Source organism: Paraburkholderia podalyriae, from assembly GCF_014397785.1.
Classification (GTDB): Bacteria; Pseudomonadota; Gammaproteobacteria; order Burkholderiales; family Burkholderiaceae; genus Paraburkholderia; species Paraburkholderia podalyriae.
On the sequence record NZ_VZQQ01000006.1, the window covers coordinates 1 to 12,970 of the forward strand.

General features: G+C 63.8%; 11 protein-coding genes and 1 pseudogene. 7 read left to right on the plus strand and 5 right to left on the minus strand.

What is annotated here, in order from left to right; genetic code table 11:
- The 3 genes and pseudogenes from F6X42_RS08475 to F6X42_RS08485 all read left to right on the plus strand — a co-directional run.
- Positions 1-224 (plus strand): ABC-type transport auxiliary lipoprotein family protein (locus tag F6X42_RS08475; RefSeq protein WP_187633776.1); only part of this gene is annotated, 224 nt, incomplete at its 5' end.
- A 48-nt stretch (positions 225-272) separates the two neighbouring features.
- Positions 273-2,765 carry a DUF3772 domain-containing protein gene (locus tag F6X42_RS08480; protein WP_187633777.1) on the plus strand — a complete coding sequence of 831 codons (2,493 nt, stop codon included), beginning with the start codon at positions 273-275 and terminating at the stop codon, positions 2,763-2,765.
- Positions 2,766-2,838: 73 nt separating this feature from the next.
- A pseudogene (locus F6X42_RS08485) lies at positions 2,839-3,347 on the plus strand (IS6 family transposase); the annotation flags it as partial.
- 55 nt (positions 3,348-3,402) lie between these two features.
- On the opposite strand, the gene F6X42_RS08490 reads toward F6X42_RS08485, so the two are convergent.
- Positions 3,403-4,089, minus strand: a complete 687-nt coding sequence (locus F6X42_RS08490) for a 4Fe-4S dicluster domain-containing protein (protein ID WP_246530026.1) — start codon at positions 4,087-4,089, stop codon at positions 3,403-3,405.
- 73 nt (positions 4,090-4,162) lie between these two features.
- On the opposite strand from F6X42_RS08490, the gene F6X42_RS08495 reads away from it, so the two are divergent.
- On the plus strand, positions 4,163-4,444 hold the full coding sequence (locus F6X42_RS08495; RefSeq protein ID WP_187633778.1) for a CppA family protein: 282 nt from the start codon (positions 4,163-4,165) through the stop codon (positions 4,442-4,444).
- 286 nt (positions 4,445-4,730) lie between these two features.
- Positions 4,731-4,892 (plus strand): DUF2471 family protein, encoded by a 162-nt coding sequence (locus F6X42_RS45850; RefSeq protein WP_512699619.1) that lies wholly within the window; start codon positions 4,731-4,733, stop codon positions 4,890-4,892.
- Between the two features lie 464 nt (positions 4,893-5,356).
- On the opposite strand, the gene F6X42_RS08505 is transcribed toward F6X42_RS45850, so the two are convergent.
- Positions 5,357-5,746, minus strand: coding sequence for a hypothetical protein (locus F6X42_RS08505; protein ID WP_187633779.1), 390 nt, complete (start codon positions 5,744-5,746; stop codon positions 5,357-5,359).
- 281 nt (positions 5,747-6,027) lie between these two features.
- Between F6X42_RS08505 and F6X42_RS08510 the strand changes: the two genes are divergently transcribed.
- Positions 6,028-6,579: a hypothetical protein gene (locus tag F6X42_RS08510; RefSeq protein ID WP_187633780.1), complete on the plus strand. Its 552-nt coding sequence runs from the start codon at positions 6,028-6,030 to the stop codon at positions 6,577-6,579.
- Between the two features lie 87 nt (positions 6,580-6,666).
- On the plus strand, positions 6,667-8,022 hold the full coding sequence (locus F6X42_RS08515) for a hypothetical protein (RefSeq protein ID WP_187633781.1): 1,356 nt from the start codon (positions 6,667-6,669) through the stop codon (positions 8,020-8,022).
- 59 nt (positions 8,023-8,081) lie between these two features.
- Here F6X42_RS08515 and F6X42_RS08520 read toward each other — a convergent pair whose 3' ends face one another.
- From F6X42_RS08520 to F6X42_RS08530, 3 genes are read right to left on the minus strand one after another with little or no spacing between them, the layout of a single operon-like run.
- On the minus strand, positions 8,082-10,325 hold the full coding sequence (locus tag F6X42_RS08520) for a polysaccharide biosynthesis tyrosine autokinase (protein WP_187633782.1): 2,244 nt from the start codon (positions 10,323-10,325) through the stop codon (positions 8,082-8,084).
- A gap of 49 nt (positions 10,326-10,374) precedes the next feature.
- Positions 10,375-11,514 (minus strand): polysaccharide biosynthesis/export family protein, encoded by a 1,140-nt coding sequence (locus tag F6X42_RS08525; protein WP_187633783.1) that lies wholly within the window; start codon positions 11,512-11,514, stop codon positions 10,375-10,377.
- A gap of 39 nt (positions 11,515-11,553) precedes the next feature.
- On the minus strand, positions 11,554-12,939 hold the full coding sequence (locus tag F6X42_RS08530) for an undecaprenyl-phosphate glucose phosphotransferase (protein ID WP_187633784.1): 1,386 nt from the start codon (positions 12,937-12,939) through the stop codon (positions 11,554-11,556).
- Between the last annotated feature and the right edge of the window lie 31 nt (positions 12,940-12,970).

Genomic DNA, 12,970 nt, shown 5'->3' on the forward strand with positions numbered 1-12,970 from the left:
GGCACGCGGTGCAGCTCGAGGCTGACTGGAGCCTCGGTTTCGCGCAAGACCCCAACGGTGCCCGCCTGGCCTGCCATACGCAGCTGCAGGAGGCGGCGCCGGGTGGTTACGCGGACCTGGTGCGCGCTCAGCAACTCGCCATTGCGAGCCTGGCCGGCCGCATCGCTGAGGATGCGCGAGGCTGGGCGCAGTCGCGACAGCGCGGCTGCACGCCACAGGCCTGAGCCATCGCACCCCATACCCAATTACGTGCCCTTGCCGGGTCCACCATCATGCGCAAAGTACCGTACTTCGTCTTTCGTCTTGCCCTGCTGGCACTATTTAGCCTGATTCTCCCGACAGTCTGGGCAGCCACTCCGTCGGAGTTCATCGCAATTGCGCCTCTGGCATCGCCTGGCGATGACACTGAGACCCTGGCAATCCTGGGGAAGCTGCAGACTCAACAGGACCAGATCAAGCAGCGGGCATCAACGGCGGCAAGCGACGCGCAATTCGTCGAGCTGCAGACAGCAATCCAGCAGCTTTCAGCTCGGGTGGACAATCTTTTGGCCACGTCATTGGTGCCGGGGCGCGCGAAATTACAGGCCCAGCTTGACGTGCTCGGTCCTGCGCCGGCTGCGGGCACCAGTGTCGAAATACCGGCGGTCGCCCAGCAGCGCCTCACTATGGCGGCACAGCGGGCGCGGCTCGACGCCGAATTCAGGCAGGCGGAAACCATCAGGGAGAACCTGCCGAAGCTGACTACCCAGATTGGCCGGCTGCAGCATGACCATCTGAAGAACCAGCTCGCCTTTCGCTCCGGCAGCATTCTGGGCGCCCGGTTCTGGGCACCGCTGTTACAGACCGAACCGACAGACCTTGAACGGCTCAAGGTATTCAATTCGCTGATTACCGGTCAACTGCAGTCGGCGTGGCAACCGGGCGAGCGGCTCACGATCGTACTGATGCTGCTGCTCGCGCTCGGAACGTGGACAGCAGGCGCCCATCTGCTCGAACGGGCACTGGTATGGTTTTGCCTGCACCGCCTTCCCGAGGGCCGTTTGCGACGCAGCGCGATCGCGCTGTCAACCACGCTCACCAGCGTGGCTGCCGCTGCATGCGCAGTCCGGCTCTTCTATCTTGCGTTGACTCATCACCAGCCACTCAACGCCAACCTGCAGGATTTCGCCAGCGAACTGATTACGCTCGCCCTGACCTGCGCGATGATCGCGGGACTGGGCCGGGCGCTGCTGTGCAGTGAGCGGCCCTCGTGGCGCCTGATAGGCATGGCCGATCCCGTGGCGCGCGCCATCCAGCCATTTCCCAGGATACTTGCCGCCCTGCTCATGCTCTCCGGCACGGTGGAGCAGTTCAACAGAACAGTCGATACCAGTCTGCAGATGACGCTGCTCGGTCGCGGGTTGGTGTCGCTGGTGGTCGCACTGACCATCGGCGCTGCCCTGCTGCGGGCGAACCGCGTGCGTAGTGCGCTGGCCGCCGCAGGAGAACCGCCGGAGGCCCGCTCGACCGTCGCCGGGTTGATCCACGCCGGTGTCGCCATTGCCGTCGTGGGCGCGCTGTTTTCGCTGCTGACCGGCTACATTTCGGTTGCTCGATTCCTGACCTATGAACTCGTCTGGGTCGACCTCGTCCTGTGCAGCTTCTACCTGCTGAGCAGGCTAACCCAGGACATCTGCGAAAACCTCTTCTCGGCGCGCCACGCCAGCGGGCAAACGATCAGGCAGCTATTCGGGCTGGACGACATTCACCTCGAACAGGCTTCGACGGTGATGTCCGCGGTGGGCCGCAGCCTGCTGCTGGCGGTCGCGGTCGTCGCGCTGCTGACCGGCGGCTTCGGCACCACGCCCGCCGGCCTGGCTAGCAGCATCCTCGAGATCGTCGGCGGCAACCGGCTGCGCGGGCTGAACATCGTTCCGGATCACATCCTCAACGCGCTCCTCGCTCTGGGTATTGGCCTGTACCTGCTTCGGTCCGTGCGCAAATGGCTGGATCAGGAGTTGCTGCCCAAAACCGGTATGAGCGCCGGCATGCGAGCCACCCTCCTCGCGCTATTAGTCAACACGGGCCGCGTGCTGATCACGCTGCTGACGCTGTCGATACTGGGTGTGCGGTGGACCAGCCTCGCATGGATCGTCAGCGCGCTGTCGGTTGGCATCGGCTTCGGGCTTCAGGAAATCGTCAAGAATTTTATCTCCGGGCTGATCCTGCTGACCGAGCGCCCGGTCAAGGTCGGGGATATGGTCAGTATTGCGGGCGTCGAGGGCGACATCCGCCGCATCAACGTTCGCGCTACCGAAATCCAGCTCGCCGACCGGTCCACGGTCATCGTTCCCAACTCCCACCTCATCTCGCAGAACCTGCGCAATGTGACGATGGGAAACCGGACCCAGGGTGTCACGACCCTCACGCTCACCTTCCCGTTGAACATCGATCCCGAACAGGTGCGCGATCTGCTGCTCGCGGCGTACGAAGCGCACCCGTCGATACTTGATCATCCGGCACCGTCGGTCATGTTCAGTCAGCTCGCCGCCGACGGCATCACATTGAGTGTCACCGGCTACGTTCGCAGCCCCAGGGTAACGGCTGATACGAAGAGCGACCTGCTGTTCGACATTCTCAAGCGGTTGCGTGCAGCGGCCATTACGTTGGCGACCCCGCAGACTGTGATCGTTCGAGATCTGCGGGAAGCTGACACCTTCGTCCATGACCGCTCTCCTGACCGGAAAGGCGTTGTCCGCACGGGAGGCGGATATGTGAACGTGTAGGTAGAAAGATCCTCGCGACTACATGTGGACAAGGAGCCAGTCGGCGCCGGGGCCAATGCCAGGAGGTGAGCGCCAAACCAGCCTCCGCGACATCGAGGAGCTGCTATTCGAGCGCGGGATTGTCGTCAGTTATGAAACGATCCGCCGCTGGTGCGACAAATTTGGCAACGGCTTCGCGCATCTGGTCAAAGCTGCCCGTCGCAAGCCCGGTACCATAAGGCACCTCGACGAAATGTACGTGACGCGGGGTGGCGAACGAGCCGTACCTTTTATGGCGCGCTGTCGATCAGCACGGCATTGAACTCGACATACTGCTACAGAAGCGGCGCGACAAGAGTGCAGCGAAGCGCTTCTTCAAACGCGTACTCACCTCATGTGGCGAAGTGCCACGCAAGATCGTCACCGATCAGTTGCGCAGTTATCCGGCCGCCAAGGCGGAGATCCCCGAATTGGCAAACGTCAGGCACGTGTTCGTCAAAGCCAGCGCTCGGGTGAACAACAAGAGCCGAGAATAGCCACCAGCCTACCCGAGAACGCGAGCGGCGCATGCGGGGCTTCCGTGTTCCTGACAGCACGCAGGCTTCATTCGTTCTGTTCAGGATTGGATACGCATCCAGCTTCGTCGCTGTGCTCATGATTACGCGACCTCCATGCTGTTTGTCGACTTGGCGAGGCTGACCTCACCAAGGTAAACGCTTTCGCCCAATTCGCACTTGCGCCACGCGTTGCCGAGGGCGTGATGGATTTCGACCCGGTAGCCGCCACTGTCCTTCACGAGACCGTCGAACCGGAAATCGCCGAAGTGGTCGGACACGGTTTCGCCTACCTTCTGATTACCGACGTAAAGTGCGACGACCGCATCCGTGACGCATTCGACCATGTCTCCCACCCGGGCGCTGACGCTTCCCCCGATGAAGCAGGTTTCCCAACGCTCGAGGCCGCTGTACCACACGCGCGGCTTCGTACCCAGGTTTGGCCGCAGTACCTTGAGTCCCTCGCGCTGGGCCTTCTCGGCCATCGCTGCGTCATCGAGCCTGACCGTCTCGAAGACGTCGGTGGGACATGACTGCTGGCAACGCGGCTGGGGCCAGCCCTGGTCGAACAGATGGGCATCGAAAATCCAGGTCTGCGGCAGTTGCAACTCATCGTTCCAGACGATCGCCTTGTACGGGCAGGACTTCACGATGTCCTTCCGGCCCCGCGCCTTGTCCGGATCGATGATGACGATGCCGTCGGCGCGTTTGCGAATGACGTCGCCGCCCACCCGCATGCAGGGCGCTTCGTCGCAGCGGTTGCACATGACCGGCAGATGGGTGGTCAACATCCTGCGAATTGACTTGCATTGCGATCAAATACTGTATAAATTAACAGTACTGTTTTTATATACAGGATCGGTCATGAACCAGCTCATCCGCATCTTGAACGACGGTGACCGCGAAACGCTTGCGTGGTTGCGCAAGCATGTCGGAGACGTGCGCGTGGCTGCTGCTGCGCGACATCTGGCAGGCAACGGCAAACCGTACCTGTCTGCGGTGTGCCGCTATCTCGGAGTACGTCCACCAAATCCTCATCAACATAGCCGGCCTGTTGAAGACTGCACGGTCGGTGATAACTATCTTGCCCAGATCCGACAGTTGCTGGAACCGCGAAACCAGGCATTGTTGAAGCGTCAACCTTGATGATGCGAGTTGCTGCGAATCTTCCGGCAGATAACAGAATGATTAACGACTCTGTGATTGATATGGATGTCCACGATATCAATCCTGTCTCCCTCGAACGCGTACTCCGCAGCGCGTCGCTGGATCTCCAACAGATCATTGCAACGGTCGCAAGTCGTTACCTCAACAATGACCGTCACCGTTACTAAAACTAAAGCGGCGCGCAATTGCCGACCTGGCGGACGCCGCTGACAATCGACGAACAGGTCTTTGAGAATCGGGGCTTCCGGCGAGGCACAACGAGAAAGTGCGCTCGACGTTTGTCCGATTTTGCGACAGTCGTTTGTCCGGGATGGATCTCGACGAACCCGTCGACTGGCGACGTGACGACGACAGCTTGCCAACTGTGTACCTGCTCGTGCGCGCACTGATGCAGACCGACGCTCCCGATGTGGCCACTCAGGACTAATGCGCCGATATTGGTCGTTGGCCGTTATAGTTTCAGGTGCGCTCCAGAAAGTTCAGAGTTAAGCGAACCAAACTCCAGATAGTTCAAACTTAAGTGAACCGCAGGTTCAGAGTTGGCTGAGCAGTACGCCCCGAAAGCATTATCAAAGCGGCATGACCAATTCAAAATTAAATGAATCTCGACAGCTGGCGAGGTTTTGCCGCGACCGGGGCTACGCGCGCGCCGCGGCGCAGTCGTGGGCGCCGGCAGCGATTCCAGCAAAAACAAACACTTGCGACGAGATTCAACGATTGACGCCGGGCCGCAAAGGGGCAATACCGCAGCCAAACGTCAGCCGTGCACGGCAATCCGTGTCGACGGATTTCCCATCCCCGGGGGAAACCCTCACCTGATTAAGCATAAGCCTGCAAGGTCCAACGAGCCGCGACAACAACCGGTTCGTCCCGCTCAGCTCACTTCCCAACTCACTTCTGCGCGCGCGGGTGCAACGCATTACCCGCCATCCACTTGAGCCGTTCGCAGTTGACCTTGATGCGCGCCGCGAATTCCTGCGGATCGCGCTCACGCAGCGCGTTCATCTGGCTATTGGTCTTGTCGGCGCGCTGCCAGCCCGTGTCCCAATGCTGATCGAAATCCGTCACACCCGTCAGTACCCTTCGGAGCCGCTCCTTGTAGGCGCCGATGCGCTCGGGCGACACGTCGCAGAACGCCTGCGCGAAGCTCGCGCGCTCGCCCGCTGTCTCCGCGCTCATGTCGGCGTTGCTCGCGCCGTTCGCGAGCGGCGCGGCGAGCGACAGCATCGACAGACAGAGCGCTGCGCAAAACGGCCGGTAGCGATACGATAGGTTCTTCATGTTCGACTCCTGACGATCCTTCGTGGCGACCAGGGATTGTCCCGATCTTCAACGCCGCCTCGCTGATTGTGTCCTGATTGCACTGCACGATGGCGTTTTCGCGCGCTATCGGATGCATCGCGTGGTCAAGCCGCGGTGCTACGCTCGTTGAAGCAGCATTCGCGACGTGCCCGTCCGGGGGCGAACAACCAGCTCGAACCGGACGCGCAACAAGCACATAACGAAAGCACGACACGAAATCAAACACAAAAAGGCGAGACATCGCTGCGGGAGTGACTGCGATGGCATTTAGAACATATACCGTACTGACGCTGTTGGTGATGAGCACTGCCGCATTCGCGTGGCGGCCCGTCACCTATCCGATTCGAAGCCAGAGCCCTTACGAGCGCGGCGTCGACAACGCGATGTGCTACGCCGAGGCGAACCGGTCGACCGGGGTCAACATGGCCCACGAGTCGCAGATTCCGCAGCGTCGGCCGCCGGCGGCCAAAGGTGCGTCGACCGGCGTACCGTCGAAGCCGCCGCTTCCACCCAGTTCCTTCTCAGCCGCGCCGCTGCCGTGGAGCGCGAGCGCGCCCGAAGCCGCGAGCGCGCCGATGGCGGGCGAGCAAGCGCCTGGCGGCGCATCGTCGGCGAAACCCGTGAACGAAGCTGCGGCCGGCGCCAGCGCGAGCGCGGCACCCGGCGCGTCGGATGGGGCGGCCGCTTCGATGCAGGCCAATGCGGCATCGAACGTGAAGCTGCCGCCGCTGCCCGCGCCCGAGCCGCCGATGACGCGCTATTGGGCCGCCTACGGCGCGTGCATGCAGGCGCGCGGTTACGTCGTCCAGTAGTCCGGGCGACGCCGCCTGCGAGCGTCGTTGCATTCATTCTCTTTCTTTGATGGCGCCGGCCTTCGGCGCCAGTGGAGCGACACGGCCATGCCGCGCGACACGACCTCCGATCAGCCATTCTTTCACCACTGCGCATGCTGCGGCGTGCCGCTGCCGGGCCGCTTTTCGCCGTGTCCCGCGTGCCATGCGCTGCCGATTGATTCGTTCGATTCGGCCGACAAGCCCGGCGAGCGCACCGCGCGATCCCGAGCGCTGAGCGTACCAGGCACGCAGTTCGAACCGCTGCCAGCAGCCGCGAGTTTGCCCGCGGACCGTTCGTCGCGACGCTCCGCGCAAACGAAGATGAGCCCCTACGATCTGGTCGACGAAGCGACCTTCGAGCCCAGCGGCCGTCGACGGCGGCACCCGCTCGCGTTGGCCGCATTCGCGCTCGCGACGCTGGGCGCCGCGTATGTCGGCTTCGTTCTTGTCAACGGCGACGATGCGAGCGTCGACACGCCGGTCACGGCTTTCGGCACGGTGCACTCGGAGAAGCCTGCGCAGAACGTCGCGCCGAATGCGGCGCCGTCTGTCGCCGTGGCGGCGCAGTCGGCCGCGCCGCAGCCCGCGTCGAGCGTCGCCCAACCGCCGCGTCCCGTTGTCGTCGCGCGGCAGCAACCGGCGCCCGCGCCCGCGGCCCCCGTCGCGTCACCGGCACCCCCGATCGTCGCGATCGCGCCATCGTCGCCGCCCGTCGTTACGACTGCGCCGAGCACCGCGCCATTGACACCACCCGTCGTGGCGACCGCGCCCGCGGTAGTACCATCGTCATCGCGCGTCCTGGCGACTGCGCCGAGTGCCGCGCCATCGTCACCCCCGGTCGTTGCGGCCACGCCCACCGCAGCGCGACTGTCACCGCCCGTCGTTGCGGCCACGCCCACCGCAGCGCCAACGACGAAATCGAGTGCTGCCATCGCCGCGCCCACGCCGCGCGGCACGGCAGTCGCGTCGATCAACACCGGCACCAACACGACGGCCGCCACGCTCACTCGAGCCGACCAGCTCCGCGCCGACGCCGAGCGTCATCTGAAAGCCGCGCACGGCTATCTGCAACGAGGCAATCTGTCGGCGACCAAAGCGCGCCTCGCGGCGGCAATCACCGCACAGCCGGACAATCGCGACGCGCGCAGCATGCGCGCCCACGTGAGCACGCTAGAGCAGCAACGCGACGCGTTGCTGAGTCTCGCGCGCGGCTGCAGCACCATCGGACATTGGGAGTGCGCGTCGCACAACGCAAACGAAGCGTTGCGGATCGATTCGAGCAGTAAGGCCGCGCAGCGGCTCGTCGCGCTCGCGTCGCAGGAGTCGGCGTGGCAAACCCTACCGCCGCCGCTGCAAGAGTCGCGCGAATTGCGCGATCAGGGCGATCAGGGCGATCTGCGCGATCTGCTGCGTCATCACTAAGGACTTCGAGGTATCTCGCGGGACGGCGGCACCACGGACGCGCCGCGCGGGCAGCAGTGTCAGCCGGCGATGCTGTCGTAGCCGTAATAGCCGCCCTGATACCCCGAGCCGAGGAACGCGGCTTCCTGCGGCACGTCGGTGAGCAGCACGCCGCGCAGGCCGACGCCGCCGTTACGCAGCCGTTTCGCGGTTTCGATGATCTCGTGCAGCGGCTGACGTCCATGCCGCACGACGAGCAGCGTCGTCGCCGCGTATTTGCCGATCAGCGTCGAGTCGGTCACGGCGAGCACCGGCGGGGTGTCGATGATCACGACGTCGTATTGCGGCTTCAGCACCTCCAGCATCGCTTCGAAGCGTTTGCTCATCAGCAGCTCGGCCGGGTGCGTGGGCAGCGTGCCCTTCGCGAGCACGTCGAGGCCGGGCAGCACGTCGCGCTGGATCATCGCGTCGAGATCGCCGCCGCACAGCACGTCGGACAATCCCGGCCGATGGCTGACGCCGAAATGCGAATGCACGTCGCCGCGCCGCATGTCGCCGTCGATGATCAGCACCCGCTTGTGCGCCGACGCGACCAGCGTCGCCAGATTCACCGACAGGAACGACTTGCCCGCATCGGGCCGCGAGCCGGTGATCATCACGACGTTGTTGGCCGCGTGATCGAGCGACAACTGCAACGAGGTGCGCAGGTTGCGCACGCCTTCCACCGCGATATCCTCGGGCGCCTGCTGCGCGAGCACATGCTGCCCGAGCTGGCGCAGCGACACCTTCTCCTGCAGCCGCAATTGCGTCTGGCTGCGCGGCACCACCGCGAATACCGGCACGCCGAGCATCCCCTCGAGTTCGTCCGGGCGCTCCACGCCGCCGCGCATCGCGCGCCGCAGAAAGATCAGCAGCAAGCCGAGCCCGAGGCCCCCGCCGAGCGAGATCAGGATCACGAGCATGCGCCTCGGCCGCACGGGATCGTCGGGCGTTTCGGCGAAGTCCACCACGCGCACGCCGCCAACCTGGCCGGCCTGCGCCACCCGCAGTCGCTGCACGCCGTTGAGCAGGTTCGTGTACAGCTCGGTGTTCACGTGCACGTCACGCTGCAGACGCAGCGCGGTCTGCTCGGTGTCGGGCATCGTCGAGACGCTGCGGTTCATCGTGCTCTGCGCGCCCTGCAACGCGGCGATCTGCGCATCGAGCGCGGCGACCATCGGATGGTTCGGCGTGAAATGCTGCAACATGTCCGCGCGCTGCTGCTGCAGATCGAGCAGCTTGGTCTTGTTGTCGACGATCTGCTGCAGCAGTAGTTTGCTTTCTTCGCCGAGATCGACGGTGCCATGCGTATTGCGGAATTTGCCGTAGCGCTCTTCCGCGTCGTCGAGCGCCTTGCGCGCGTCGGGCAGTTGCTGCTCGAGAAACGCGAGCGTGTGCTCGGACTCGGTCGAACGGCTCGCGAGATCCTGCCGCACGAACTGACGCGCCACGTTGTTGACGATCGCCGCGGTCAGCGCCGGGTCGGCGCCTTCGAGGCTCACCCGGATCACGCCGGAGTCCTCCGCCGCTTCCTGCACGACCATCGTCTTCGCCAAACGCTCCACCGTGCCGAGCGTCGACGCGCGCGTCAGCTCGAAACGCGAGCCGGGCGTCCCGACCAGTGTGTCGACGTGCAGCGTGATCGGGCCGACCGCGGTATCGGTCTGCACGGTCTCGCCGACCCGCCCCGACAGAATCGCGCTGCCGTGAGGATCGCGCAGCATGTAGGTGTTGCCGGCGCCCGCGACCAGCGTGAAGGTCTCGCCATACAAGTCCTTCGACGTGTCGAAGCGCGACACCGCGATGCTCTCGTTGCCCCACGCGAAGCCGCGCAGGTCGACGAACGACGGCACCCGGAACCACCAGTGCCCGTTCACGAGTCCCGCGATCCTGCTACCGATCACCGGCAGATACCGCGGTTTCGCCGTGATGTCGAGATGCAGCGCACGAACCGCTTCTTCGGTGACGAGACGAGACTTCAGCAGCTCGATCTGCGCCGCGGTCGACGGCTTCGAATCGTACGCGCCGGGAAGCGGCGAGCCCGCATCCCGGCCGTTCGCATTGACGTTGGCCGCGTTCGCCGTTCTGTCCTCGACGCGAAACAGCACGTCCGAGCGATAGACCGGCGGCGTGAGGAACGCGTACGCGCAACCGAGCGCGAGCGCGATCAGCGTCACCGTCACGATGGTGCGCCAACCGCGCACGATCGTGCGCACGTAGTCCGACAGGTGCGACTGCCCCGGTTCATACACGCCGGCGTAACGGTTTTCGTAATTGATTGCCATGTTTTCACCCAACAAGGCCTGCCGGTTCAGATATCGCGTCACGCATGCGTCACTTCGACACGACGACTCCCGTCACCGCCGCGTTGATCGCAGGCAACAGCAGGTTCAGCACACGGTTGAAGCGAACCAGACCGCCCTGACCGACGTACACGATGTCCTTCGGCTGCAGCTCGAACTGGTTCGCGAGCAGCATCGCCACCGGCGAGGTCGCATCGAGGTGATAGATCTGTGGCGACTGGCTGGTCGAATCGCGGATCACGAACAGTTGCTGCCCCGCCGCCGTGTTCGAGTCGAAGCTGCCGCCGTCGGAGATCGCCTGCGACAGCGTCAGCGAGCCGTTGCGCAACGGCAGCACGGTGGCCGGCTTGTTGACTTCGCCCATCACGTAGACGCCGCTGTCTTCGCGCGCGTTCACGCGCACGGTATCGCCGGGCTGCAGATAGATATCCGACGGATTGTGGCCGCGCTTGACGAGGTCGTCGATGTTCAATGAATAGGTCGTGCCGTTGCGGATCAGATCGACGCGGCTGCGATCCGCGGTCGTCGTGAAGCCGCCGCTCAAACCGATCGCGTTGGTCAGCGACATCGGAATGTCGTTGATCGATTGCGTGCCCGGCGTGCGCACTTCGCCGTCGATATACACCGTCGCGTTACGGAACGACGCGACGCGCACCGTCACTTCAGGCTTCTGATAGACCTTGCTCAGCCGCGCATACAGCTCGCGCTGGATCGTCGCGGCGTCCTTGCCCGCGACGTGCAGGTTGCCCGCATACGGAAACTGGATGTCGCCTTTCTCGTCGATCAGAAAGCCCGGCATCGCATCGGAGATGCGCGAGTTGCTCGGCGGCTGGCCGAGCGCGGCAGCGAGTTCCGGGTGATCCCACACGACGATCTGCAGCACGTCGCCCGGGCCGGCCCGGTAGACGGCCGGCTTGCCGAACAGCGACGTCGTCCCCGGCGGCAGCACCGAGGCCTTCTGGTCGGCGCTCATCTTCTTCAGCAGTTCCAGATTGATATCGGTAATCGGAATCTGCTTCTGCTGCGCAGCTTCGGTACTGAATTCGCCCCCCGTGTCCTGAATCGTGGCCGGCGTGATCATCCGTTGTCCCGGTACGATCGAGCATCCGGAAAGCAGTGCTGCTGTAATGAAAACCACAAGACTTCCTGTGCGAAAACCAAGCGAGCTCATGATCTTTCCTCCTTCGCCCCGAGGCGTTGTTATCGACTTCTAGTAAGCGTTTCGATGCACCAGTCCGGCGACAATCGTCGCGCCGATGATCCGCATGTCGAGTGCGAACGACCAGTGACCCAGGTAGTACAGGTCATGTTCGACGCGGCGCTCCATCTTCTCGATGCGGTCGGTCTCGCCACGGAAGCCGTTGATTTGAGCCCAGCCCGTGATTCCCGGTTTGATCCGGTAGCGATTGATATAGCCCGCGACCACCTTCTGATAGAGGTCGTCGTGCTCGAGCGCATGGGGACGCGGTCCTACGACCGACATGTCGCCACGCAACACGTTGAAAAATTGCGGCAGCTCGTCGAAGCTCGTGCGACGCAGGAACGCGCCCACCTTCGTCACGCGCTTGTCGTTGCGCGTCGCCTGGCTCAAGGTGCCCTTCGCTTCGGTATGCACGCGCATCGAGCGGAACTTGTAGATCGTAAACACACGGCCGTCCGCGCCCTTGCGCTTCTGCTTGAACAGCACCGGTCCGCGCGAGGACAGCTTGACCGCGATCGCGATGCCAATCAGCAGTGGCGCGAGGGCGAAAAGCGCGACCGCCGCGAACAGCCGGTCGAAAATTTCCTTCTTCAGCATCGCGTTGGCCGACAGCGGCGACGCGACCAGATTGATCGCCGGCACGCCGAGCAGATCGACGACGCCACTGCCTTCGAACAGCGCATGGCTGCGCACGTCCGGCATGAAACGGATATTCACGAGGTCATCGCGAAACTCGTCGATCAGCGCGCAGATCAGCGGCTCCTCGGACAGCGAAAGCATCAGCCATAACTCGTGCACGTCGTTGGTGCGAATGTAGTCCGCCAGCAGATCGACGCGATCGAACACCGGCACGCGCGGATTCGTCACGCCGGAGTCGTCCGGGCGCGTGTTGTAGACGGCGGTCGCGCGAAAACCCGCGCCCGGCGCCGACTCGATGCGGCGCAGTATCGCATCGCACTGCGAACCGCTGCCGACGATCGCGACCTGATGCAGGTTCATGCCCGCGCCGCGCGCCCGCGCCAGCAGCGCGTGCGTGATCACCCGGCTCGAGATCAGCAGACCGCCCGTCGTCGCGGTCCAGTACGAGAACCACAACCGTGACACGATGTCGATGCGATGCAGCGAGTACATCAGCACCAGCGCGCAGGCCTGCACGATCAGCCACGCGAGCGACACCTGACCGGCGAGCCCGAGCTTCGAGCGGCCGCGCCACGATTCGTAGACGCCGAAAGCGGGGAAGATAGCGAGCGCGAACGCAGCCGAAAACATCGCCAGCGCCCAGTAGAAACCCGACTGGCCGAGATAGTCAAAGCGGATGCGCGACGCCACGGTCGCACCCGTCAATACCAAAGCGACATCGAAAATCCGCGCCAGCAGATCCTGAAACTTGCGCATTTCACTTACCTCGTTCTGCCGTTCCTGTTCG